Below are 25,006 nucleotides of genomic sequence, written 5' to 3' on the forward strand. Positions count from 1 at the left end.
CCTTTTTGGTGGTGTCTGCCTGAGCGCGGCCCAGGCAACGATCTATTATCGCATGCCGCGTATGCTCGGGGCGTCATTGAGCGCGCGCGGTGACGCGGGTCAGGGCTCCAACGGTCGCCACGGCGCCTCCCGTGTCAAAGGTCGCTGTGCCATAATCCGAGAGTGTCGATCACCGAGCCCGCCAAACGTCCAACCGTCCTCGCCGTCTCGCTGATCGTTATGGGATTGATCGGCTTTTTCGCCGCATTCATCCTGACCCTGGAGAAGTTCCAGCAACTGGAGAATCCGGCCGCTCAACTCAGTTGCAATATCAACCCGCTGATCGGTTGCGGCAAGAACCTGGCATCGTGGCAGGGCAGCATTCTTGGCTTCCCCAACCCGCTGATCGGCATTGCCGGATGGACTGCGGCCATCGCCGTCGGAGTTTCGATTCTGGCCGGGGCACGATTCGCGCGATGGTTCTGGATGTTATTCAACCTCGGCGTGGTCGGGGCGATGGCTCTGGTCGTCTTTCTCATCTCGGAGAGCCTGTATTCCCTGTTTGTGCTCTGCCCGTATTGCATGGTGACCTGGCTCGTGACCATTCCCACCTTCTGGCTGGTGACGTTCTACAACCTCAAAGAGGGGAATATTCCCGTTCCGGCATCTGTCCAGCGGTTCTTCGCAGCCGCCTACTCGTGGGTGCCGCTGATCACCCTCGTCTGCTATGCGATCGTCGCGGTGCTCGCACAAATCCAGGTCAGCTGGATCCCGAATGCGTTCCGCTAGCCGACGCTAGAACAGGCAACCGACGCCCAGAACCACAGCGCACGTTAGAACCACAGCGCACGTTAGAACCACAGCGCAAGTTAGAACCACAGCGCAAGTTAGAACCACAGCGCCAGTTCGCGCGCCGCCGACTCCTGCGAGTCACTGCCGTGCACGAGATTCTGCTGCACTCGCAATCCCCAGTCGCGGGCAAGGTCGCCACGAATTGTGCCAGGCAACGCTGCCGTCGGATCCGTCGCGCCCGCCAGTGACCGAAATCCTTCGATGACGCGGTTGCCCGCCACGCGCAGCGCAACGATCGGGCCGGACTCCATGAACTCGATGAGCGGTTCGTAGAACGGCTTGCCCTCATGTTCGGCGTAGTGCTTGGCCAGTAGATCACGATCGGCCTGCACCATCTTCAGGTCGACAAGTGAGTAGCCTTTGGCCTCGATCCGGCGCAGAATCTCACCGGTCAGACCGCGTGCGACGCCGTCGGGTTTGACAAGGACCAGGGTCTCTTCGACGATTGTGCTCATTCGGGATTCTCCGTTTCTTTGCTGCTGTCGTCGTTAGTTGGGGCGTGATCAGCTGCCGCTGACGCGGCTTGCGCCGCCGGCGTCGCATTCGTGCGATCGAGCCGCTCGCCCGTGATCATCGCATACGCCCACATACCGGTGAAGATCGCGCCGACGATGAACATCATGCTGACGAGAAATCCCGACGCGATCACAATGACCTGCAAAGCCCAGCCCAGCGCGAAGCCCCAGCGGTAGCGGAGAAGTCCGACCGTCGCAAGCATTATGACGACGAGCGCTCCTCCCCCGCCGAGCGCGATCGCCGGAGGCACCGCTTTCAACCCGAAGGCGACGAGCGCGCCGAGGAAGACCACGACGAATTCAAACCCGAGCACGATCTGGCCAAGGCTCTGCCGTGCGGAGCGCCTCTGAGGTCTCACGGTGCCGCCTTCCACGCGCGATCTTCGGCGAGTGCCATCGCATCGCCGATCAGCGTGATCGACCCGGTGATCACGACGGCGCGGCGCGGCGCAAGCGCCGCCCATTCTCGTGCCGCTTCGATCGCTTCGCCGAGGTCATCATAGGAGGTCACGGATTCATGCGTCCACCCCTCGATGTTCTCTGCGAGCTCGTCGAACGGCGTGGAGCGCTCGGAGTGGGATTGCGTCACGAAAATGCGTGTGGCAAGCGGCGAAAGTGCATCCATGATGCCCTTGGCGTCTTTGTCGCGCAGGATGCCCACCACGAAACCGATTTCGTCAAAGTCGAAGTAGCGCGGCAGAGCGGCGGCCAACGTCTGCGCGCCGGCCGGGTTATGCGCCGCATCGACCAGAACCGTCGGCTCGACCCCCACCAGCTGAAGCCGACCGGGAGAGGTCGCCGTTGCGAGGCCCTCTTCGATCAGCTCGTGCTTCAGCTCCTGCGTGCCATCGCCGAGAAAAGACTCGACGGCAGCAATCGCCACCGCAGCGTTCTGCGCCTGATGCGCGCCGTAAAGCGGCAGGAACAAGTCTTCGTACACACCGGCCCGCCCGCGAACACTGATCAGCTGCCCACCGACGGCAACCGCCGTTGACAGCACGTCGAAACCGTCGGGTTGAACCGTGAGAGACGCCTCACGTAATGCCGCCGCTTTCTCCAGCTCGCCGAGCGCCTCGGTCGGTTGTGCCGAACTGACAACAATCGCAGCCGGCTTGATGATGCCGGACTTGGTTCGCGCGATCTCGCCAATTGTGTTGCCGAGTCGATTCTGATGATCCAGCGAGATCGGAGTGAAAACCGCAACATCGCCGTCGCCGACATTTGTAGAGTCCCATTCCCCACCCATGCCGACCTCGATGACCGCGACATCCACCGGCGCATCCGCGAAACACGCGAAAGCGAGGATCGTGAGCACTTCGAAGAAGGTCAATCGCACGTCATCGGCGCCGACCAATTCGTCGTCCACCATCTGCACGTAAGGCAGCACGTCCTCCCAATTGCGCACGAGCGCCTCATCGCTGATCGGCTCGCCGTCGATCACGATGCGCTCGTTGAAGCGCACCAGGTGCGGACTCGTGAACAGCCCAGTGCGCAACCCGTACGCTCGGAGGATGCTCTCGGCGATCCGGCTGGTGCTGGTCTTGCCGTTGGTGCCGGTCACATGGATGATCGGGAAGGCTCGCTGCGGGTCGCCGAGAAGCTCAAGCGCCCGTCGGGTCGGGGCAAGACGCGGCTGCGGGGATGCCTCCCCCAGCCGTTCGAGGATCGTCTCATAGACGGCGTCGCCGGCTTCGCGGAACTGATCGTCGCCTGTCGTATCTCCGAGGCTCATACTTTCTCCAGTGTGACAATCAGCGCGGATGCGTCGCCGACGTTGATCGCGGAACCTTCGTCCGCGATCATCGGTGCTTCGGTGACCTGCAACTGTACCGCGAGCGTTTCGGCAGCGATCAACTCGTCGAAGGCACGAGCCGCAGCTGCCCCTTCCCGGTCCAACTGCAGTTGCAGCCGGATGCGGTCGCTCACCTCGAGCCCGGCGCCCTTGCGGGCATCCTGCACAGCCCGCACGACGTCGCGGGCAAGGCCCTCCGCTTCCAAGATCGGACTCGTGCGCGTCTCCAGCAGCACGAAGCCGCCCTCCGGCAGCAGCGCCAAAGCTGTGTCTGCGGATTCTCCGGCGGAGGCGACCTCGAGCACGAGGTCGAACTCGCCGTCCACAAGTTCGAGACCTCCTGCCGTCACAACACCGTCGTTGTCGCTCCAGTCGCCGGCACGAGCGGCCTGGATGGCGGTCTGCACGGCTTTGCCCAGGCGCGGGCCGGCGGCACGCGCATTGACGGTGAGCCGACGTGTGATGCCGTAGGCAGCAGCACTGCCCTCTTCCAGCTGCACGAACTCGACCTGCTTGACGTTGAGTTCTTCGCGCAGGATCGCCTCGAACTCGGCCAGTATTCTCGCATCCGCCGTAACGACCGTCAGCTTCGCAAGTGGCAGGCGCACGCGCAGTCCGGCCTGCTTGCGCAGCGAAAGTGCGCTGGAGGAGATCTGCCTGATCTGGTCCATCGCGGCCACCAGTGCCGCATCGGCGGGGAACTCGTTCGGGTCAGGCCAATCGGTCAGGTGAACGCTCCGACCGCCGGTCAGGCCCTTCCAGATCTGCTCGGTGACAAGCGGAAGCAACGGAGCGGCGACGCGGGTCACGGTCTCCAACACCGTGTACAGCGTGTCGAACGCCTCTGCGTTGCGGCCGTCGGCGCTCGCCCCTTGCCAGAACCGGTCGCGTGAACGGCGCACATACCAATTGGTGAGCACGTCGGCGAAGTCGCGGAGTTTCGCCGCCGCGAGCGTCGCATCGAGCGCTTCCAGGTCGTCTGTGACGGCCTCAATCAACTCGTGGGTCTTCGCCAGCAGGTACCGGTCGAGCACGTCGGTCGAGTCGGTGCGACGACGCGCGTGATAACCGCCTTCGCCCGAGGCGTTTGCGTACAGCGAGAAGAAGTACCACGTGCTCCACAGTGGCAGCAGCAGTTGGCGCACGCCTTCGCGGATGCCTTCTTCCGTGACGACGAGGTTGCCCCCGCGCAGAACGGGACTTGACATCAGGAACCAGCGCATCGCATCCGAACCGTCGCGATCGAAGACCTCGTTGACGTTGGGATAGTTGCGCAGCGACTTCGACATCTTTTGCCCGTCGCTGCCGAGCACGATGCCGTGACTGATCACCCGGCTGAACGCAGGCCGATCGAACAGGGCAGTGGACAGGGTGTGCAACAGGTAGAACCAGCCGCGAGTCTGCCCGATGTACTCCACGATGAAGTCTGCGGGGCTGTGCGTATCGAACCAGTCCTGGTTCTCGAACGGATAGTGCACCTGCGCGAACGGCATCGACCCCGAGTCGAACCACACGTCGAGCACGTCCGGGATGCGGCGCATCGTTGACGCGCCAGACGGATCGTCCGGGTTGGGTCTGGTGAGCTCGTCGATGTATGGCCGATGCAGGTCTGGCGCCCCATCTGCGTTCAGCGGCAGCGTGCCGAAGTCCGCTTCGAGTTCTGCGAGCGACCCGTACACATCGACGCGCGGAAAATCGGGATTGTCGCTCTTCCACACCGGGATCGGAGACCCCCAGTAACGATTGCGGCTCACCGACCAGTCGCGCGCGTTCGCCAGCCACTTGCCGAATTGGCCGTCTTTGACGTTCTCCGGCACCCATTCGATCTGCTGATTGAGTTCGGACATGCGGTCACGGAACTCCGTCACGGCCACGAACCAGCTGGAAACCGCCTTGTAGATCAGCGGGTTGCGGCAGCGCCAGCAATGCGGATACGAGTGCTCGTAGCTCGCCTGACGCAGCAGGCGACCACCGGTCTTCAGCAGTTGCGTCAACGGCTTGTTCGCCTCGAACACCTGCAGGCCGGCCACCTCGGGCACGCTCGGCAGAAAGCGACCGCCCTCATCAACCGACAGGATCACCGGGATGCCGTTGGCCTCGCAGACGCGCTGGTCATCTTCGCCGTACGCCGGTGCCTGATGCACGATGCCGGTGCCGTCCGTCGTGGTCACGTAGTCGTCTACCAGGATCCGCCAGGCGTTCTGCGTGCCGTATTCCGACGCATCCGCGTAGTAGTCCCAGAGTCGGTCGTAGCCGATGTCCTCGAGTTCAGCCCCTCGGATGCTTCGGCTCACCGCCGCGACGGCGGCCTCGGCGGAACCGTAGCCCAGGTCTTTCGCGTAGCTCCCGACGAGGTCCGCGGCGAGCAGATACTCGGCGCCGCTACCCTCGGCGCGCGTTCCGTCCCGATCCGCCGTGCCGTTCGGCCCGGCGGGTACGATCGCGTACTCGATGGCGGGGCCGACGACCAGCGCGAGATTGGTCGGAAGCGTCCACGGAGTGGTCGTCCAGGCCAGCGCACGCACAGCGGTCAGACCCAGCGCCTCGGCTTTTGCGCCGGTCAGAGGAAACGTGACCGTGACAGTCTGATCCTGACGCATCTTGTAGACATCGTCGTCCATGCGCAACTCGTGGTTCGACAGAGGCGTCTGATCGCGCCAGCAGTATGGCAAAACCCGATAGCCCTCGTAGGCGAGCCCTTTGTCGTACAACTGCTTGAATGCCCAGATCACCGACTCCATGTAGCTGATGTCGAGGGTCTTGTAATCGTGGTCGAAGTCGACCCAGCGCGCCTGACGGGTGACATACTCCCGCCATTCACGGGTGTAACGCAGCACGGACTCGCGCGCAGCCGCGTTGAACGCGGCGATCCCCATCTCCTCGATCTGGCTCTTGTCCGTAATGCCCAACTGCCGCTCGGCCTCCAGCTCGGCGGGCAGGCCGTGCGTGTCCCAGCCGAATCGGCGCTCGACCTTCTTGCCGCGCATCGTCTGGAATCGCGGGAACAAGTCCTTGGCGTAGCCGGTCAGCAGGTGCCCATAGTGCGGAAGGCCGTTCGCAAAGGGCGGGCCGTCGTAGAAGACCCACTCATCGGCATCCGCTCGGTTGTCGATGGATGCCCGAAAAGTGCCGTCTGCCTTCCAAAAGGCGAGGATTCCGGTCTCGATTTCCGGAAACCTCGGGGAAGGGTTGACGAGATCGTGCGGGTTGGACAGTGGGTACGGCATTCTTCTCCTGGCAGTTCGACACTCTGCACGAGGACGCCGCCCGCCGTTTCCGGCCAAACGTCGCGGTACCACCCCGCTTGCCGTACGCCGTCTGAACGTGACGTTGCACGACCGCTTCTTCATTGGCTGTGACGGGCCAGCCCCGTTCGGTTCTAGTGAGCGGTGCCCTGGTCGAACAAGGCGCCACAGTTCTGCCGAAGACTCCCCGGTGATGGCCGGATCACAGTCGATTTAGAAAGTCTACCCACTCCGGCGGCGTCACACACACGGATCGCGGGTGCCGCCCCACGCGTCTGGCAGTCAAGCGAAACCGCGACAGATCGGGGTGATCGCCTCAGCCACGTACTCAGAGAGCGGATGCCGGCCGGTGCCGGCCCGCGCCCATCCGTCAGCCGCCGCGGCGAGCGCAGCGGCGACCGCGAAAGCGATGACCCGCGCGCGCGGCCGGGCATCCGCCCCCAGCCGGCTCGTCAAGAACCCTTCGACATCGCCGGCAACCCTCAGAAAGCGGGTCAGGCCCGAGGTCGTCAACTCCGCCTGTGTGCCCATCACCTCGTATTGCGTGACAGCCAGCGGCAGCCGATCGGGCCCGAACCTGGTAGACGCCGCGATCAGGGCGGCACGTACGGCGGTCAGCGGCCGCGTCGATGCCGACACGCGGGCGAAATCTTCCGGCAACGAGGCGATCGCTTCGTCGACGCTTGCCCACAGCACGTCGCTCTTGGCCTGAAAGTAGTTGAAGAACGTGTTACGGCTGACGCCGGCCCGCTGGGTGATCTGCTCGATCGTGGTGCCGTCATAGGTATTCTCAAGAAACAACTCGCTTGCCGCCTCTTCGAGGATGCCGCGCGAGGAGGCACGCCTGCGCCCTGCCCTGATGCCGTCTTCTTGACGCACAACGCCCCTCACCCTCTATTATTGGTCTCAGTACAACAATGTACCTGTGCGCCGCCCCCGCTGCCCCCGCATCCGGCCGCCCTCACAGTATCCAGACTTACACCTTGACGAGGATTCATGTCTTCTCCCCTGCCTTCCCCCGCTGCCGTACTACCAGCCCGCAAAGCCACACGCGTCGCACTCGCGTCGTTTGTGGGCACCTCGCTCGAGTCATACGACTTCTACGTATTCGCGTACTTCAGTGCGATCTTCAGTGCCCAACTGTTCTTTCCAGAGCAAGACAGAGTGGCGGGCACGATCTCGGCCTTCCTGGTGCTGGCCACCAGCTATCTCGTGCGCCCGATCGGCGCGATCATCTTCGGGCATCTCGGGGACCGGATCGGCCGCAAGCGTACGCTGCTGCTGACCATCTCCATCATGGGCGTCTCCACCGGTGCGATCGGCCTGCTCCCGAGCTACGCGACGATCGGGTTGGCTGCGCCGTTCTTGCTCACGCTGTTGCGCGTCATCCAGGGGCTCTCCCTCGGCGGCGAGTGGGGAGGCTCCATCCTCGTCGCGGTGGAGCATTCCTCGCCGAAGCGTCGCGGCTTCTACGCGGCTCTGCCCCAGCTCGGCTCACCTGTCGGCACGATCATCACCGGTGCGCTCTTTCTGATTCTGAGCGTCACTCTCAACCCGGCGGACATGCTCGCCTGGGGCTGGCGACTGCCCTTCCTGCTGGCTTTCCCACTGCTGGCCGTCTCGCTCTACCTGCGTCTGACAATCGACGAGACGCCCGTTTTCGAGCACCTCGTCGACACGAAGCAGCGCACGAAGTCGCCCGTTCTCGAGGTATTCCGTCGCCAGCCCGGCACCCTGCTGCTCGCCGTCGGCGCGGCGATGCTCGGCATCGGGTCATACTCGCTGATGAACACGTACACGATCAGTTACGGCGTGACGATCCTCAAGTTCTCGTATCAAGACCTGTTCACCGCGACCCTCATCGGTAGCCTGCTGCAGCTGATCACGATTCCGCTGTTCGGGCTGCTCGCCACCCGGATCGGGTCGGCGCGAGTGGTCTGGATCGGGGCGCTCGGCACCCTGCTCATCGCATTCCCGATGTACTACCTGCTGCAGTTCGCCACCTTCCCGATCCTGGTCGGAACGATGATCATTGGCGGAATTCTGCCGACGCTCAGCTGGGCCGGACTCGGTGGCCTGATGGCGGATGTCTTCGGCAGTTCGATCCGCTACAGCGCACTGTCGATCGCCTACGGCATCGCCGCGGCGCTGTCCGGCCTGATTCCGCTCGCGACGGCCGGTCTCGCTGCGGCGACGAATGCCGCCTGGTGGCACCCCGGCATCGTGCTGGCTCTTCTGTCTGTGATCACGCTGGTCTGCGCTCTGATCGCAGTGCCGCTGACCCGGCGGCGGGCAGAGGCGGCAGCAGATCAGGAAGCAGCGCTTGCGGAACTCTCGGAGCAGCTCGACGCGGCGTCGGCATCCGCTTGAATGCAGGGTTTGTGCGGCAAGAAGCGCCACAGAAACCCCGCAGCCCAGGGTCTGTAGCATAGGAGGACACCCCACACTGAGGCATCCCTGACGCGATGCCGCCTATAGCGAGAGCCGGACACCGCAATGAACGATGCACAGAACCCCGCGACCGAAACACGATCAGGATCGGGATCAGGGTCAGGTGTTCCGGACAAGCCGGCGCTGGAAGGTCTCGAGGCGAAGTGGGGTTCGCGCTGGCAGCACGACGGCACGTACCTGTTCGACCGGGCTGCCGCACTGGCCGCCGAGGATCGCAGCGCGATCTACTCGATCGACACACCGCCGCCGACCGCATCCGGTTCGCTGCACATCGGGCACGTCTTCAGTTACACGCACACCGACCTGATCGCGCGCTACCAGCGGATGCGCGGCAAGAACGTGTTCTACCCGATGGGCTGGGACGACAACGGCCTCCCGACCGAGCGCCGCGTTCAGAACTACTTCGGGGTGCGCTGTGACCCGTCTCTGCCGTATGACGCCGACTTCGCGCCGCCATTCGAGGGCGGAGACAATAAGAGCACGAAGGCAGCAGATCAGAAGCCGATCTCGCGGCGCAACTTCATCGAACTGTGCGAGCGTCTGACCGTCGAAGACGAGAAGCAGTTCGAGGCGGTCTGGCGTGCGCTCGGCCTCTCTGTCGACTGGAGCCAGACCTACCGCACAATCGGGCACGAGGCACTGCTCGCCTCTCAGCTCGGATTCCTGAGGAACATCGAGCGAGGCGAGGCCTATCAGGCGATGGCGCCGACGCTGTGGGACATCACCTTCCGCACCGCCGTCGCCCAGGCGGAGCTCGAAGACAAGGATCAGCCCGGCGCCTACCACCGCGTCGCCTTCCACGGAGCCGACGGCCCGGTCTACATCGAGACGACCCGCCCGGAACTGCTGCCTGCCTGCGTTGCCCTCGTCGCGCATCCGGATGATGAACGCTACCAAGCGCTGTTCGGCACGAGTGTGCGCACTCCCCTGTTCGACGTCGAAGTGCCGGTGCTTTCGCACCATCTCGCCCAGCAGGACAAGGGCAGCGGTATCGCCATGATCTGCACGTTCGGCGACATCACCGACGTCGTCTGGTGGCGGGAGTTGAATCTGCCGAACCGCGCGATCATCGGGTTCGACGGCCGCATTCTGCCCGACCCGCCCGAGGCGATCACCTCGAACGCGGGGCGCGCTGCGTATGCACAGCTCGCAGGCAAGACCGTGTTCTCAGCAAAGCAGTCCGTCGTTGAACTGCTACGCGAGTCCGGCGACTTGATCGGCGACCCGAAGCCCATCATCCATCCCGTGAAGTTCTTCGAGAAGGGCGACAAACCGCTCGAGATCGTCTCAACTCGTCAGTGGTACGTCAAGAACGGCGCACGCGACGAAGCCTTGAAAGCCCGTCTGCTCGAACTGGGCGCGCAGCTGAACTGGCACCCCGACTTCATGCGCGTGCGCTACGAGAACTGGGTCGGCGGGCTCTCCGGTGATTGGCTGATCTCTCGCCAGCGCTTTTTCGGCGTTCCCCTGCCGGTCTGGTATCCACTCGATGCCGACGGCAACCCGGTCTTCGACGAGCCGATTCTGCCGACACGCGACCTGCTGCCGGTCGACCCGTCATCGGATGCCGCACCGGGCTTCGAGGAAAGCCAGCGCGGTCAAGCGGGCGGCTTCGTCGGCGAGGTCGATGTGATGGACACCTGGATGACCTCTTCCCTCACGCCGCAGTTGGCGGGCGGCTGGGAGCGCGACGGCGCATTGTTCGACGCTGTGTTCCCGTTCGACCTGCGTCCGCAAGGCCAGGACATCATCCGCACCTGGCTGTTCTCAACGATGTTGCGCTCGCAACTCGAACACGGCATGGCGCCGTGGGCGAACGCTGCGCTGTCCGGGTTCATCGTCGACCCTGATCGCAAGAAGATGTCGAAATCGAAGGGCAATGTCATCACTCCGGCCGACATCCTCGAGAAACATGGCTCCGACGCGGTGCGATACTGGGCGGCCACCAGCCGGCTCGGCACCGATTCGGCCTTCGACCCCCAGAACCCGACGCAGATCAAGATCGGCCGCCGATTGGCCATCAAGGTATTGAATGCGGCGAAGTTCATCCTCGGGTTCCCGGATACCCCCGGTGCCCTGGTCAGCGAACCAATCGATCTCAGCATGCTGAGCGCGCTCGATACTGTCGTCGCGGAGGCGAGCGCCGCATTCGAGAACTACGACCATGCACGCGCACTCGAGACAACCGAGACGTTTTTCTGGACTTTCTGCGACGACTACCTCGAACTGGTCAAAGAACGCGCCTATGGACAGGACTCCGGCGACGCCGGCGACGTCTCTGCACCGCAGGCTGCTGAACGGCAATCCTCGGCGGTGGCCGCACTCCGCGAGGCGCTGTCGACGCTGCTCAGGCTGTTCGCGCCCGCCTTGCCGTTCGCGACCGCAGAGGCCTGGTCGTGGTTCAATGACAGCTCGGTGCACCGTGCGTCCTGGCCTGGACCAAGCGGTGCAGCATCCGCCTCGAGCTCAGGAGACATACTGTCACTGGCGAGTGCCGCGCTGACCGGCATCCGCCGAGCAAAGACCGACGCCAAGGTCTCTCAGAAGACACCGGTCGTCTCTGCGACACTGACCGGCAATGAGGTCGAACTTGCCGGTCTGCGGCTCGTAGCCGAGGATCTCAAGGCCGTGGGCCGCATCTCCCAGTTGTCCTTCCTGCCCGGCGACGAGCTGGCCGTCACCGACGTGGTGCTGGAGCACGCCGCGGAGTGATCTACCGGACGGGATCGGCGGCATTGCGGCCAGTGGAGGCCAGGTTCGCGCCGTGTCTGTCTTTCCCAGGATTGCGCTGGCGCGGTATGGTCATTGAGCACCACAACAATGAGCCTTCCGCGGGGGCGGGCTGAAGGAGACGGTGATGTCGATCACGATACGCACACCCGGCGACGGTGATTTCTTTGACTGGCTCGGCCTCTACGAGGGATACGCGCAGTTCTACGAGGAGCCGCTGACCGACCAGAGAGCACTGCAGTTGTGGAGTTGGCTGACGGATGCCTCGCACGAGGAGAACGCGCTTGTCGCCGTCGACGACGGCTCGCTGGTGGGCTTGGTGCACTTCCGGGAGTTCACTCGCCCGCTCGAAGCCGACCAAGGCAGCTACATCGATGACCTGTTCGTGAAGGACGATGCCCGGCACAGCGGCGTCGGCCGCGCGCTCATCGATGCGGTCAGCGATCGTGCCCGGGCGGCAGGGCATGGCGTCGTGCAGTGGATCACTGCGGCGGACAATGCCGAGGCGCAAGCTCTTTACGACGATGTCGCCACCCGTACCCCGTGGGTCACCTACGAAATAGATCTCGCGAAGTAGCGGACCTCGACCATGCAACTCGGCACCCGGTGGGCCGTCGGAGCCCCGGTGCCGGACGGTCTTCCCGAGGTCGTGCGCTATGCCGTCGCAGCCGTCGAAGAGGAACTCGACGCACTCGACACCGACACTCGGGCATGGCGTTGGACGCTGACCTGGCTCGAGAAGGACCCCGAAATCGAACTCGACGATGGCACGCGCATTCAGTACAACCGCGCCGAGGACTCAGCGACGATCACTCAGCCTGCCGAGTCGCTGCCCAATGCATTCGACGACGAGTTCGGCGAGGCCGGCGACGAGTAGTCACGTGTTCGCCGATCGATGGAAAGCAGCAGTTTCGATCCGAGCAGCACGACGATCACGATGCCGACCCCGCCGATCAGGAACGGCAACCGCAAATCGATCCGCGCGACGGCACCGCCGAGGATGGTCGCCACCGGAATGATGCCCCAGGTGAGGCTGCGGATGAATCCGATCGTGCGTCCGAGCATCGCCTGCGGGATCAATTGCTGCCGCAGCGCGCTCCACGGCACGTTCCACACCGAGATCGCGTATGCGCTGATGGCCCACGAGACGATCGCGAGCGGAAGGGTTGGCGCCAACCCGACGAGACCAAGACCGATGCCGCCGAACGCAGTCGCCAGCAACATCACCTTTCCTCTGGCGAAACGCGCCACCAATCGGCTGGCCGTCAACGCCCCGGCGAGAGCGCCGACGCCCACTCCAGCGAGCACGAAGCCGAGCAGACCAGGAGGCACCGCCATCGTGTACAGCAGGTACAAGATCTCGGATGCCTGGCCGAATGCCAGCAGGCCGCCGGCCAGAGTTGTGAACACCAGCAGTCCGCGCAAGAGTCGATGCCGCCACAGAAATGACAACGACTCGACCGCCTCGTGCGCGAGTCGCCGCACGCCGTGACGCTGCGATTGCTGCTCCTCCGGGGCGGCTGCGGCCCGTGCGACCGACAACGGCAGGAACAGCACAAGCAGCGCACTCACCGCGAATCCGCCTGCGGTGGACCAGACGGGCACTGCGATTGCAAGTGCGAACAGCGCACCGGAAAGCGGTGTGCCAATGAACGTGTCGACCACGAGTTGTGCGGCCTGGATTCGGCCGTTGGCGGGCTCGAGTTGCGTCACGCGCACCGTGCTCGGTAGCACGGCATTGGTTGCCGTGTCGAACACCGTCTCGCCCATCCCCCAGATCAGGATGCAGGCGTACAGCAACCAGATGGTCAGCACACCGGTCGTGATCGCCACGGCGACGACAAGCGCCATCGCCACGCGAACGCCGTTCGCCACGGCCATCGCACGACGGCGATCGACCCGATCGACAAGCATTCCGGCGGGCAATCCGAAGAGCAGCCATGGCACGAACGCGACGGCCGTGACGGCGGAGATCAGCAGCGGATCTTTCGTGAGCGTCGTTGCTATCAGCGGGATCGCTGTACGCCCGATGCCGTCAGCGAGGTTGCTGGCGATCGCGGCCGCCCAAAGCCGCCCGAACGCCGGACCGAGTCCACGATCGGCTCGATCGAGGATTGCGGTCGTAGAGCGCGCACTCACTTTTCGTGATCTTGCGGACGCGGTCAGGGCAGGAGTCGCTGCTGTGTGACTGCGGACGCGGTGCGCACGCGCTCGACATAGTCGGCGCGTGCGCGACCGGCTGTGTCGAATTCGAGACCGCGCTGGGCACGGCGGCGCCCCCACGCGATCAACATTGCGCCGATGCGGATCGCAGCCCGGTCGATGATCGGCAGTTGATGGTGATCCAATGCCGACGTGCCCATGCCTGCTTTGCCAACGAGAATCGTGCTCATGATGGAATCTCCTCACCATCAATCAAGGGGAACGCATTGAATTGCACTTGCACCGGGCGAGATCCCGGCGCCGTGCTGGTTCGATAGTTGGTGACGAATTCGTCGATCACGGCCGTGACCTGCGTGGTGAAATCGACGAGTTGTTCCTTGGTCAGGCGCAGGTTCGCGACACTCACTTCACCGCGCATGACCCACTCTTTCTCAAGCACGTCGAGTCCATGCGTCAAATAGTCGGAGAGCGCGCTTTCGCTGTTCTGTTGCCACTGGCGCATCACCATGTCCGACGCCGTACGTGCCGCCACGCTGCCCGAGAACGCAGCCGGCTCCAAATTGATGCCGCCCGGCTTCCGCTCCCACCAGCGCTCGCGCTTAGTGCCCCGACCGGGCACCTCGCGCACGAAGTCAGCCTTCGCCAATTGGCGCAGATGATAGCTGGTCGCGCCACTTGACTCGCCGAGTCGCGCGGCCAACCCCGTCGCCGTATCTGGGCCGTACTTGGAGAGCACGTCAAGAAGCTGCACACGCAGCGGGTGCGCCAGAACCTTCAGCGAAGCCAAATCGAGGTTTCTAGAATCCCGGCCCGCAAGCGCCTCCGGTTGCGCGCTCTCATTCAGAGCGGATGCTTGGTCGTCATTCTCACCGATTGCCATGCTGCAAAGATATCATTGCATTCGACTCGTTGCAATAATTTCTTTGCAATGATTTGATTGCAACGATTTGATTGCAGAGACTCCATTGTCTATTTTGTAGCGATGATCTCCGCATGCGGCATCGCGAACCACCCGGCCTTCTCGCCCACCCAGTCGCGCCAGGCATCCGCAATCGCGTGCAGATCGTCGAGTGTCGCGACTCCGATCTCGATGGCGCGCGGCGCGAAGTCCGATTCAACCGCGCGCACGGCCCACGACCCACCCCACCATTCGCGCTCCGCATCTGAGGCGAAACACCAGATCGACGCGGAACTCACGACCTCTTCGTAGCCTGCGGCCATCACCCAGCTCTTCAACGAGCGGCCTGCATGCGGATCGCCCCCGTTCGAGCGATGCACGGCCTCATAAGTGCTCAACCACTGCGACAGACCAGGCGATGCGGGTGCCCAAATCGTGCCACCGTAGTCGACCTCGCGCACGGCCAGGATCCCGCCGGGCTTGAGCACGCGCCGCGCCTCAGCCAGCGTGGCCACCGGGTCTGCGACGTGTTGTAGCACTTGGTGGGCGTGCACGATGTCGAAGGTGTCGTCTTCGAAGTCCAGTGCATAGGCGTTGCCGACGGCGAACGACACATTGCCGAGCGCGTTATCGACGGCAAGCCCGTTGGCCTGTGCGACGATCTCGGCGGAGGCATCGATGCCGATCACGCTCCCCGGTGCCACGCGGCGCGCCAGATCTATCGTGATGGTGCCAGGTCCGCTTCCGACGTCCAGCACCCGCGCGCCACGAAAAAGCCGTGGAATCAGGTATGCGGCCGAGTTCTCAACCGTGCGCCAGGTGTGCGAGCGCAGCACGCTCTCGTGATGACCGTGGGTGTACTGCTCATGCGTAGCCATGACGCAATCGTAGGCTTCTGTGCGGCGGCCTAGGCTAGAACGCATGGCCGAATCGTCTAATCCGTTCTTTCAACCCAGCGCACTGCCCTATCAACTCCCGCCGTTCGCGGAGATCCGCGATGAGCACTACAAGCCGGCGTTCGAACGCGGCTTCGAGCAGCAGTTGGCCGAAGTGCGCGACATCACACAGAATGCGGATGCCGCGACGTTCGAGAACACCTTTCTGCCTCTCGAACGGTCCGGCCAGATCCTGTCGCGCGTTTCCGAGGTCTTCTTCACGAAAAGTTCAGCGGATTCGAGCGACTTCACGAACGCGCTCGAGGAGGAACTCGCGCCGTTGCTCGCAGCGCACAGCGACGCCATCCGCCTGGATCCCGAGCTGTACGCGCGGATCAAAACGGTGCACGACTCGCTCGACTCGCCTCAGCGCGCCGGCGACGCCCTCGACGCAGAATCCCGTTATCTGGTCGAGCGCTACTACACGGAGTTCACGCTCGCCGGTGCCGGGCTGACCGAAGCACAGAAAGTGCAGCTGCGGGACCATAACCGACAGCTGGCGACCCTGACCACCCGATTCGAGAAGAACCTGCTCTCAGACACCAACGATCTCGCCGTCGTGGTCGACGACGTCGCAGAACTTGACGGCCTGTCGCCTGCGGAGGTCTCGGCCGCCGCGCAGGCAGCCTGTGAACGCGGGCTGGAGGGCCAGTACCTCATCACGCTGGTTCTGCCGACGGGCCACCCCTACCTCGCAAGCCTGACTTCACGCGCCCTGCGCGAACGGATCATGACCGCGTCACGCTCCCGAGGCATCCGCGGCGGCGATCACGACAATCGCAAGGTCGTACTCGAGATCACTCGTCTGCGCGCCGAGCGGGCAGAGCTGCTCGGTTTCGACAGTCACGCCGCATACGTGACCGCCGACGAAACCGCAAAGACTCCGGATGCCGTCGCCGCGATGCTCGAACGCCTCGCGCCCGCGGCAGCACGCAATGCGCACGCGGAGGAAGCCGCACTGCAGGCACAGGTCGGCGACCAGTTCGAGCTCGCGGCGTCCGATTGGGCGTTTTACACGGAGAAGGTGCGCAGGTCGACGTACGACGTCGACACGGCGGCGATGCGGCCCTACTTCGAGGCGGAGCGCGTGCTGCGCGACGGCGTGTTCTTCGCCGCACAGAGGCTGTATGGCATCACCTTCAGCGAGCGTACTGACCTCGTGGCCTACCACCCGGACGCACGCGTTTTCGAGGTCTTCAATGAAGACGGCTCGCCGCTCGGGCTGTATGTGCTCGACCTCTACACGCGCGACTCCAAGCGCGGGGGCGCCTGGATGAACCCCCTCATCTCCCAGTCGAGACTGCTCGACAACCCGACCGTCGTGCTCAACAACCTCAACGTGCCGAAGCCTGCCGGCGACGAACCCACGCTCTTGACCTACGACGAGGTCGGCACGCTGTTTCACGAGTTCGGGCACGCCTTGCACGGCCTGTTCGCGCAGGTCACGTATCCGAAGTTCGCCGGAACGAACGTCTTCCGCGACTTCGTTGAATTCCCGAGTCAGGTGAACGAGATGTGGCTGCTCTGGCCCGAGGTGCTCGCCAACTACGCGCAGCACGTCGAGACCGGCGAGCGAATGCCGCAAGAGCTCGTCGACAAACTTGAAGCCTCGAAGGCGTTCAACGAGGGCTTCAAGACCAGCGAATACCTAGCTGCAGCACTGCTGGACCAGGCTTGGCATCGGATCACGACTGAAACCCAGGTGACGGATGTTGCCGCGTTCGAGGCCGCGGCCCTCGCGGAGGCAGGACTCGACAATCCCGCCGTGCCGCCGCGCTATTCCAGCACCTACTTTGCGCACGCGTTCTCGGTGGGCTACGACGCGGGATACTACTCATACATCTGGAGCGAAGTGCTCGACGCCGACACCGTCGAGTGGTTCACCGAGAACGGCGGACTCACGCGGGAAAACGGCGACCGTTTCCGCAGCAGACTGCTCGGGATCGGCGGGGCGAAGGATCCGCTCGAAGCCTATCGCGACTTCCGGGGCAGGGATGCCGTCATCGAGCCGCTCTTGAAGCGCAGAGGCCTCGACGTCTGACCTTCGCCGGTCTCGATACGCGTACTCGCTGCGCTCGTGCGCTACTCGACCACCGACCCCGGTGGTCGAGTAATCCGCGAGCGCAGCGAGCAGACGTATCGAGCATGGGGGGCGCTTCGCGCCGTTGTGGTGGTCGGAAGCGTCTTGTGGCTGGTTTTCGTGGGTCGCACAATGGTGTTGTCGCGGTCGACGCCGGAAGGTCTTAGTGTCTTCAGCCTGATATCGAGCATGGTGTGGAGGGTTTCCACGGGAACCGTGGATTGGTGCTTCGAGCCCGTCTAGGAGAATCCTGCTTTTGCTTTTCCTACCCTCTCCGCGGCAACCGGCGCCGGCCGGCGCCGTCACGCTGCTGGTGTTGGAGGTGGCGATTATGGGTATCGATGCGGGGATGGATGTTGTGCATCCTCGGTGCGCGGGAATGGATATTTCCAAGAATGATGCGAAGGTGTGCGTGCGTAGCCCGCTAGGTGGCAATGGGCGGTTCCGTTCGGTTGTGACAACGTATGGTGCTACCACGAACGAGGTGAAGCGATTGCGGGCCGATCTTGAGGCGGCCGAGGTGTCCCTGGTGGTGATGGAGGCGACCGGCGATTATTGGAAACCGTTCTTCTTCCCGCTGGAGCAGTCGCTGAATGTGCAGTTGGTCAACGCGAAGCAGGCCAAGAACATCCCGGGGCGTAAAACGGATGTGTCGGATGCGACGTGGCTTGCGAAGCTGGCCGCGTATGACCTCCTGAATGACTCGTTCGTTCCGCCGGAGCCGATCCGGCGGTTGCGGGATCTGACTCGAACGCGCACGCATTACGTGCAAGAGGCCAATCGTGAGTTCGCCCGGATCGAGAAGTGTTTGGAAGACGCCGGGATCAAACTCTCCTCGGTGGCCAGTTCCCTAACGACCAAGTCGTGTCGCACAATTTTGGACGCGATGGTGGCCGGGCAACGGGACCCGCACGTGCTTGCCGAGCTGGTCGAGCCCGGGATGCGAGTCAAGAACGCGGCGCTGGTGGAGGCTCTGACCGGCCGGTTCACCACCCACCACGAGTTCCTGATCGGTGAGCACCTGGCGACCATCGATGAGATTAACACGCATATCCACAAATTCGATGCGCAGATCGATCAGGTGATGCGCCCCTTTCGTGACGTCCGGGACCTGCTGACGACGATTCCCGGGTTCTCTGTCACGGTCGCTGACATCATCATCGCCGAGATCGGTGTTGACATGAACGTGTTTCCCACCGCGGAGAACCTGGCGTCCTGGGCGGGCGTGTGTCCCGGGCAGAATCAGTCCGCGGGACGGGTCAAACCGGCCAGGACCAGGCCGGGGAACCGATACCTCAAAGGCGCCCTGGGTATCGCCGCGATGTCGGCGTCCAGATCGAAGACCACTTACCTCTCCGTCAAATACCAGCGAATAGCGGCCCGCAACAGCAAGGCACGTCTGAAAGCTCTCGTCACGATCGAACACACCATGCTCGTGATCGTCTGGAACATGATCCGAAACGGCGTCGTCTACAACGAGCTCGGCCCTGACTACTACACCCGGCGCAACCCCAACAAGACCAAGAACGCCGCGATCCGACAACTCCAAGCCCTCGGATACCACGTGGAACTCAACCACGCCACCGCCGCATAGACACTCCGCTTCCCTAGGTGCGAGGGTCAGTAGTGGTTTGGGGTTGGGAGTTGGCGGCGGTTTCCGGCCGCTGGCTGTCGTGGCGGGCAGGCGTGCCATGTGTGATCGGTGGGGTCTTCTGGTGTTGCAGAGACCGTGGAGCGACGGCGGCAGCTTGACTGGTCCTGGTGGGGCGGCCCGATCCTGACGGGTTAGGTTCCCAGTCCGTTCATTGACCGTGCGGTTGTGGCGCTGAAAAGTTTGAGTAGGTTGTGGCAGCCGGCGATCAGGTCCCACTCGTGTTTGGCTTGATCAAGCCCGCGCAGGAGCACGTGTTTGCCTTGCCTGGTGTGTATCTGTCCGAACACCGGTTCCACGATCGCTTTGCGCCTGGCATAAATATCGTGGCCGTGTTTGGATCGCAGCCTTTGCACCATTCGTAGTTTTGCGGTCGCCGCGGCCGCCTGTTGCTGACCCGTCCCCATGATCGCTTCCTCTGCAGCGTTGAGTCGGCGGGTTGCGATGAAGAACTCTGTCTTGCCCGCACTGGCTTCCTCGATGCCCTCCGCGAATTCGAGGTTCTTCACCGAGCAGAAGCCGGCATCGACCAGAACCTGACCGGGCAGTACCCCCAGAGTCGCTTCGGCTTTCTGAATCATCGGGGCCAACTGTTCGAAATCATTCGGGGTGTTCGTCATATCGTTGCTGACGATCACTTGATGGTCCTTATCCACCAGGCAGAAACCGTTATAGCAGTAGTGGAAGGACCCGTCCGCGGTCTTCATGATCCTCGAGTCCGGGTCGGTGAAGTTGCGTTGCGTCTTCGGTCCCACCACAGCTTTGGCTGCCGCGTCCTGACCCTTCTCCTTGACCGCACCGTCCTCATCGCCGTGCTCGCGTGCTTTCTGTTCGGCATCTTTACGGGCTTTGGCCGCCGCGTCGGCCTCGAGCGCAGCCCGCGCCTGGGCAAGCTTGCCCAAACGCGTTTCACGCCGGGCAAGCTCGGCCGGTAACTCGTCACCGCGTTTGTCCTTGCCGAACCGGGTGTCTTCCGCAGTGTCGATCGCCTCGGCCTCCGCGAGGAGATCGGAGACCTCCTCGGCCAGGACCTTCTGCCTTTGGGTCAGACGGGCGTAACTCATCGCCTTGCGGCGGGACGCGTTGGCCCGCACCTTCGTGCCGTCCAACGCGACCTGCCCCAGCGAGACCATCCCCGCCGCCCGACACAACTCCAACGCTTGCAAGAACACGTTGCCCAAGGCCGACAGGTGACGTTTGCGGAACCGGGCAATCGAACGAAAATCGGGTGCTTGCTGCGCGGTCAACCAACGAAAAGCGACCACATCCACACACGCACGCTCGAGTTCCCGCGAGGAACGCACGCCCACGCAATACCCGTAGAGCAGCACACGAACCATCAGGCGCGGGTCATACGGCGGCTGGCCCTTCGCCTTGGCATACGACGCATAAAACTTCGACAAGTCCAGCTGACTGTCCACGACGTCAGCAATGAACCGGGAAAGATGAACCTCCGGCAGCCACTCGTCCAACGACGGCGGCACCATCATCACCAGATCCGGATCGAACGGTTTGAACCGTTTATGGATCCCGGCGCCAGCCTGGATCACCGACAGATCAGGCATCACCCGTTCAATCAGCGACTCATCGAAAAGACCATCAGGAGTATCCGATCCCATACCAAATTATCCCACACTGGGACCCAAAATCCCTGATCAAACATCCAAACCACACCAACACCACTACTGACCCACGCACCTAGGAGACCCCCCTCCCCTCCTTCCGGCACCGGTGGTCGAGTAATCCGCGAACGCAGCGAGCAGATGTATCGAGACCCCCTCCCAACCTTCCGGCACCGGTGGTCGAGTAATCCGCGAGCGCAGCGAGCAGATGTATCGAGACCCCCTCGGCGAATGTTGCACTGTGTGACACGCGCAGATGCGTGACCGCAAATCATTTCGTACTGTGAATGCCATGACCATTCACACGCACTCCCCCGCCGCAGTCGCTCACGCGTGCGAGCAGGGTCAGATGTGCGCAACGGAGCGCCCAGGTCACGCTCTCAGCAGAATTCAGTTGAGCATCGCATCCGCGACGCCCAGCCGGTGGCTGGACGCGATTGTCGGTTCGGTTTCGGACGACGGTCGAGCCGAACTGATACCGGTGTTCGGCGAGGAAACCGTAGCGCTGTGGCACCACGCCGACCTTTCCGGCGTGCTGGCAGTCGGAGAACCCGTGTCCGTCCACACCAGCTACGGCGTGTTGGCGGCGGGATGCCAGAGGTTCAACGTACTGATCGGTTAGCTGGACGCGCCGGCTAGTTCGCGGTCGCCCGCATCATCGACATCATGGCGTCGCAGGCTTTGGCGCATGCTTGGCAGGCCTGGGCGCACATTCGGCACGTTTCGCTCATCTCGGCGTGATCCATGCATTCGTCTGCGCAGGCGATGCACATGCTCATGCACGCTTCGAGTGTGGCCATCATGCTCGTCATGTCGAAGCCGGTCGGGCGCATCATCATCCGCATCGTGGTGTTGCAGAGGTCTGCGCAGTTCATGCACATGCTCATGCACTTGACCATGCCGCCCGCCACTCCGGCGTCGGCACAGATGGTGCAGGCTTGCTCGCAGGCCGAACAGGCCTCAATACAGTCCTGCATCACCATCATGTCCATCTCCGACGGCATCCCCGCCATCTCCTTGGACATGCTCTGCATCATCTGCGCTGTCATATTCATGGCCCGTACCCCTGTCCGTAGCTGTCGCCGAAGAGACTCACGCCCTTCGAACAGAAACGACAGCGCACACCTGACGCCATGCTACGACCGGCGGGCGATCGCTGCTAGTGATTCGCAGCAGACGCTCGCACAAATTCCGGCAACACGCATGCGCACGGGATCAGGCTGATTTTTCCTCGCGGCGAGCCCGATGCGGCACGATCGTCGGAGCAGCATTGTCCAACACCGATTCACGGGTCACGACGACGCGCGCAACTTCGGAACTGGATGGCACTTCGAACATGATCGGGCCGAGGACTTCCTCCAGAATTGCCCGTAGTCCGCGGGCGCCCGTCTGGCGCAACACGGCGAGGTCGGCGATCGCCTCGAGCGCGCCGTGGTCGAACTCAAGCTCGACACCGTCGATCTCGAACATTCGCTGGTATTGGCGCACAAGCGCGTTTCTGGGCTCGGTCAGAATCTGCATCAAAGCTTCCTGATCGAGTTGCGTCACGGTGGTGACCACGGGCAAGCGCCCGATGAACTCGGGAATCAGACCGAACTTGTGCAAGTCTTCCGGCAGAACTTCGCCGAACAGGTTCACATCATCGCCCTTGCTGTGCAGCGGTGCGCCGAAGCCGATGCCCTTTTTGCCGGCGCGCTGGCTGATAATGTCTTCAAGGCCCGCGAACGCGCCGGCAACGATGAACAACACGTTCGTGGTGTCGATTTGGATGAATTCCTGGTGCGGATGCTTGCGCCCGCCCTGCGGCGGAACGGACGCGACCGTTCCCTCGAGGATCTTCAGCAGCGCCTGCTGAACGCCTTCACCCGACACGTCTCGAGTGATCGACGGATTCTCTGCCTTGCGGGCGATCTTGTCGATCTCGTCGATATAGATGATGCCGGTCTCGGCCTTCTTGACGTCATAGTCAGCAGCCTGGATCAACTTGAGCAGAATGTTTTCGACGTCTTCGCCGACGTAGCCGGCCTCGGTCAAGGCCGTCGCGTCCGCGACCGCGAAGGGCACATTCAGCTGCTTGGCCAACGTCTGGGCGAGATACGTCTTGCCGCACCCGGTCGGCCCGATCAGCAGAATGTTCGACTTGGCGATCTCGACATCGTCTGCGACCTTGTCGGCCGGGCCGATCACGCCGTGCGCACGCACGCGCTTGTAATGGTTGTACACGGCGACCGCCAGGGCGCGTTTGGCCGGCTCCTGCCCGATCACGTACTCCTCGAGGAACGCGAAGATCTCTTTCGGCTTCGGCAATTCGAAGTCACCGGATGCGTCATCGCCGGCTTCGGCGAGGCGCTCCTCGATGATCTCGTTGCACAACTCGACACACTCGTCGCAGATGTACACGCCTGGTCCCGCAATGAGTTGCTGGACCTGCTTCTGGCTCTTCCCACAGAAGGAGCACTTGAGCAGGTCGGCGCTTTCTCCGATGCGTGCCATCTGTCACTCTCCTCGATGGGTTACTTGCTATGAGCCTAACCTGTGCCACCGACATTCAGGCGTAACGCCGTCACAAACCGGCCGCGGCTCCAACCTGTGAAATCCCGTCGACACAGTCGGAGCACGAAGGGGTGGCGACATCACTGCCGCCACCCCTGTGCTGTTGCGATCGGCGCGCCGATCTGCTCTATTTGACCAGCGCGGCCGGAACGTTCTTACGGCTGGTGAGCACCTGGTCGATGAGACCGTATTCCATGGCTTCCTCCGCAGACAGGATCTTGTCGCGATCGATGTCTTTGTTGACCTGCTCTTGGCTGCGGTTGGAGTGCTTGGCGAGGGTCTCCTCCAACCAGACACGCATCCGCTGAATCTCGCGAGCCTGGATCTCGATGTCAGATGCCTGGCTGGAACCCTCCGACCCGCCCGCCGGTTGGTGAATCAGGATGCGTGCGTTCGGCAATGCGAGCCGCTTGCCGGGTGTCCCCGCCGCGGTGATCACTGCCGCGGCTGATGCAGCCTGGCCGAGAACAACGGTCTGGATGTGCGGCCGGATGTACTGCATCGTGTCGTAGATCGCCGTCATCGCCGTGAACGATCCGCCCGGTGAGTTGATGTACATGACGATGTCGCGATCGGGGTCTTGGCTTTCCAATACCAGCAATTGCGCCATCACATCATCTGCTGACGCGTCGTCGATCTGCACGCCGAGGAAGATGATGCGATCCTCGAACAGCTTCGCGTACGGGTCCTGCCGCTTGTAACCGTATGCCGTGCGCTCCTCGAAGGTCGGCAGGATATAACGGGCCGAGCCGCCCGGTGCAACGGGAGGCAGGTTGTGCCCGGCTGAACCGAACGCCGGTGTGTTGAAGGACGGGGTGTTGAAGTTTGTGAAGTCCATGTCTCTCATTCCCTACTTCGCAACCACGGAGTCGTCTGTTCCGCCACCGCCGACGACCTCAGCGGCGAATTCCCGCAGGTGGTCGACGAAGCCGTATTCAAGCGCTTCCTGAGCCGTGAACCAGTTATCGCGGTCATTGTCGATCAGAATCTGCTCGACAGTCTTGCCGGTCTGCTCGGCCGTCAGTTCGGCCATCCGCTTCTTCATATCGAGGATGACGCCGGCCTGCGTCTGGATGTCGGCTGCGGTTCCGCCGAATCCGCCGGACGGCTGGTGGAGAAGCACGCGGGCGTTCGGCGTGATGTATCGCTTGCCCTTTGTGCCGGAGGACAGCAGGAACTGCCCCATCGAGGCGGCCAGCCCGATGCCGACCGTCACAATGTCGTTCGGCACGAACTTCATCGTGTCGTAGATCGCCATCCCCGCGGTGATGGAACCGCCGGGTGAGTTGATGTAAAGGAAGATGTCCTTCTTCGAATCTCCCGCGGCGAGGAGGAGAATCTTTGCGCAGATCTCGTTTGCGTTCTCATCGCGCACCTCTGAGCCGAGCCAAATAATGCGGTCCTTGAGAAGTTGGTCGAAAATGCTTGACACCAGTGCCGGTTCGGCCATGTCACGCTCCGTTTCGTTATCGTCTGGAATCGAATCTATCGGAGCCAACGCTCGCGCACGGGCCTGTTCGCCCTAGGCAGATATGCGCGC

General features: G+C 63.0%; 22 protein-coding genes. 8 read left to right on the forward strand and 14 right to left on the reverse strand.

Annotated features, from left to right (window positions below):
- The first annotated feature begins 162 nt into the window (after positions 1 to 162).
- A complete protein-coding gene (locus QU604_RS11965) occupies positions 163 to 768 on the forward strand; it encodes a vitamin K epoxide reductase family protein (RefSeq protein WP_308464859.1) in 606 nt (201 codons plus the stop codon).
- Positions 769 to 866: 98 nt separating this feature from the next.
- On the opposite strand, the gene ndk is transcribed toward QU604_RS11965, so the two are convergent.
- The 5 genes from ndk to QU604_RS11990 form a co-directional block, all read right to left on the reverse strand.
- The gene (gene ndk, locus QU604_RS11970; protein ID WP_308464860.1) at positions 867 to 1,286 is read right to left on the reverse strand and encodes a nucleoside-diphosphate kinase; all 420 of its coding nucleotides are present in this window, start codon (positions 1,284 to 1,286) and stop codon (positions 867 to 869) included.
- A complete protein-coding gene (locus QU604_RS11975; RefSeq protein WP_308464861.1) occupies positions 1,283 to 1,705 on the reverse strand; it encodes a DUF4233 domain-containing protein in 423 nt (140 codons plus the stop codon). Before QU604_RS11975 ends, ndk begins: the two co-directional genes overlap by 4 nt.
- Positions 1,702 to 3,078: a bifunctional folylpolyglutamate synthase/dihydrofolate synthase gene (locus QU604_RS11980; RefSeq protein ID WP_308464862.1), complete on the reverse strand. Its 1,377-nt coding sequence runs from the start codon at positions 3,076 to 3,078 to the stop codon at positions 1,702 to 1,704. The genes QU604_RS11975 and QU604_RS11980 overlap by 4 nt, the downstream gene beginning before the upstream one ends.
- Positions 3,075 to 6,365 (reverse strand): isoleucine--tRNA ligase, encoded by a 3,291-nt coding sequence (gene ileS / locus QU604_RS11985; protein ID WP_308464863.1) that lies wholly within the window; start codon positions 6,363 to 6,365, stop codon positions 3,075 to 3,077. The genes QU604_RS11980 and ileS overlap by 4 nt, the downstream gene beginning before the upstream one ends.
- A gap of 300 nt (positions 6,366 to 6,665) precedes the next feature.
- On the reverse strand, positions 6,666 to 7,262 hold the full coding sequence (locus tag QU604_RS11990) for a TetR/AcrR family transcriptional regulator (RefSeq protein WP_308464864.1): 597 nt from the start codon (positions 7,260 to 7,262) through the stop codon (positions 6,666 to 6,668).
- 117 nt (positions 7,263 to 7,379) lie between these two features.
- On the opposite strand from QU604_RS11990, the gene QU604_RS11995 reads away from it, so the two are divergent.
- The 4 genes from QU604_RS11995 to QU604_RS12010 all read left to right on the forward strand — a co-directional run bounded on the left by QU604_RS11995 (position 7,380) and on the right by QU604_RS12010 (position 12,441).
- The gene (locus QU604_RS11995) at positions 7,380 to 8,753 is read left to right on the forward strand and encodes an MFS transporter (protein WP_308464865.1); all 1,374 of its coding nucleotides are present in this window, start codon (positions 7,380 to 7,382) and stop codon (positions 8,751 to 8,753) included.
- A gap of 126 nt (positions 8,754 to 8,879) precedes the next feature.
- Complete coding sequence (valS, locus tag QU604_RS12000; RefSeq protein WP_308464866.1) at positions 8,880 to 11,546, forward strand: valine--tRNA ligase; 2,667 nt, start codon at positions 8,880 to 8,882, stop codon at positions 11,544 to 11,546.
- A 145-nt stretch (positions 11,547 to 11,691) separates the two neighbouring features.
- Positions 11,692 to 12,141 carry a GNAT family N-acetyltransferase gene (locus tag QU604_RS12005; protein ID WP_308464867.1) on the forward strand — a complete coding sequence of 150 codons (450 nt, stop codon included), beginning with the start codon at positions 11,692 to 11,694 and terminating at the stop codon, positions 12,139 to 12,141.
- A gap of 12 nt (positions 12,142 to 12,153) precedes the next feature.
- Positions 12,154 to 12,441, forward strand: coding sequence for a hypothetical protein (locus QU604_RS12010; protein ID WP_308464868.1), 288 nt, complete (start codon positions 12,154 to 12,156; stop codon positions 12,439 to 12,441).
- On the opposite strand, the gene QU604_RS12015 is transcribed toward QU604_RS12010, so the two are convergent.
- The 4 genes from QU604_RS12015 to QU604_RS12030 form a co-directional block, all read right to left on the reverse strand.
- Complete coding sequence (locus tag QU604_RS12015) at positions 12,378 to 13,703, reverse strand: MFS transporter (RefSeq protein WP_308464869.1); 1,326 nt, start codon at positions 13,701 to 13,703, stop codon at positions 12,378 to 12,380. The two genes, QU604_RS12010 and QU604_RS12015, sit on opposite strands and share 64 nt — an antisense overlap.
- 23 nt (positions 13,704 to 13,726) lie before the next feature.
- Positions 13,727 to 13,957: a hypothetical protein gene (locus tag QU604_RS12020; RefSeq protein WP_308464870.1), complete on the reverse strand. Its 231-nt coding sequence runs from the start codon at positions 13,955 to 13,957 to the stop codon at positions 13,727 to 13,729.
- The gene (locus QU604_RS12025; RefSeq protein ID WP_308464871.1) at positions 13,954 to 14,607 is read right to left on the reverse strand and encodes an ArsR/SmtB family transcription factor; all 654 of its coding nucleotides are present in this window, start codon (positions 14,605 to 14,607) and stop codon (positions 13,954 to 13,956) included. Before QU604_RS12025 ends, QU604_RS12020 begins: the two co-directional genes overlap by 4 nt.
- A gap of 89 nt (positions 14,608 to 14,696) precedes the next feature.
- The gene (locus tag QU604_RS12030) at positions 14,697 to 15,503 is read right to left on the reverse strand and encodes a methyltransferase domain-containing protein (protein ID WP_308464872.1); all 807 of its coding nucleotides are present in this window, start codon (positions 15,501 to 15,503) and stop codon (positions 14,697 to 14,699) included.
- Positions 15,504 to 15,546: 43 nt separating this feature from the next.
- Here QU604_RS12030 and QU604_RS12035 point away from each other — a divergent pair, with 43 nt between their 5' ends.
- Together QU604_RS12035 and QU604_RS12040 are read left to right on the forward strand one after the other, a co-directional pair.
- Positions 15,547 to 17,601 (forward strand): M3 family metallopeptidase, encoded by a 2,055-nt coding sequence (locus QU604_RS12035; RefSeq protein WP_308464873.1) that lies wholly within the window; start codon positions 15,547 to 15,549, stop codon positions 17,599 to 17,601.
- A 388-nt stretch (positions 17,602 to 17,989) separates the two neighbouring features.
- Positions 17,990 to 19,234, forward strand: coding sequence for an IS110 family RNA-guided transposase (locus QU604_RS12040; RefSeq protein WP_308468913.1), 1,245 nt, complete (start codon positions 17,990 to 17,992; stop codon positions 19,232 to 19,234).
- Between the two features lie 191 nt (positions 19,235 to 19,425).
- Here the strand turns inward: QU604_RS12040 and QU604_RS12045 are convergent, their stop codons facing one another.
- The gene (locus QU604_RS12045; RefSeq protein ID WP_457852546.1) at positions 19,426 to 20,820 is read right to left on the reverse strand and encodes an IS1182 family transposase; all 1,395 of its coding nucleotides are present in this window, start codon (positions 20,818 to 20,820) and stop codon (positions 19,426 to 19,428) included.
- Positions 20,821 to 21,205: 385 nt separating this feature from the next.
- Here QU604_RS12045 and QU604_RS12050 point away from each other — a divergent pair, with 385 nt between their 5' ends.
- A complete protein-coding gene (locus QU604_RS12050; protein ID WP_308464875.1) occupies positions 21,206 to 21,535 on the forward strand; it encodes a hypothetical protein in 330 nt (109 codons plus the stop codon).
- A gap of 13 nt (positions 21,536 to 21,548) precedes the next feature.
- Here the strand turns inward: QU604_RS12050 and QU604_RS12055 are convergent, their stop codons facing one another.
- The 4 genes from QU604_RS12055 to QU604_RS12070 all read right to left on the reverse strand — a co-directional run bounded on the left by QU604_RS12055 (position 21,549) and on the right by QU604_RS12070 (position 24,916).
- On the reverse strand, positions 21,549 to 21,968 hold the full coding sequence (locus QU604_RS12055) for a four-helix bundle copper-binding protein (RefSeq protein ID WP_308464876.1): 420 nt from the start codon (positions 21,966 to 21,968) through the stop codon (positions 21,549 to 21,551).
- A 160-nt stretch (positions 21,969 to 22,128) separates the two neighbouring features.
- Positions 22,129 to 23,406, reverse strand: a complete 1,278-nt coding sequence (clpX, locus tag QU604_RS12060; protein WP_308464877.1) for an ATP-dependent Clp protease ATP-binding subunit ClpX — start codon at positions 23,404 to 23,406, stop codon at positions 22,129 to 22,131.
- Between the two features lie 187 nt (positions 23,407 to 23,593).
- A complete protein-coding gene (locus tag QU604_RS12065; protein WP_308464878.1) occupies positions 23,594 to 24,304 on the reverse strand; it encodes an ATP-dependent Clp protease proteolytic subunit in 711 nt (236 codons plus the stop codon).
- A 12-nt stretch (positions 24,305 to 24,316) separates the two neighbouring features.
- On the reverse strand, positions 24,317 to 24,916 hold the full coding sequence (locus tag QU604_RS12070; protein ID WP_308464879.1) for an ATP-dependent Clp protease proteolytic subunit: 600 nt from the start codon (positions 24,914 to 24,916) through the stop codon (positions 24,317 to 24,319).
- Positions 24,917 to 25,006: the final 90 nt, after the last annotated feature.

Origin of the sequence: Rathayibacter sp. SW19 (assembly GCF_030866825.1) — a bacterium.
Classification (GTDB): domain Bacteria; phylum Actinomycetota; class Actinomycetes; order Actinomycetales; family Microbacteriaceae; genus Rathayibacter_A; species Rathayibacter_A soli.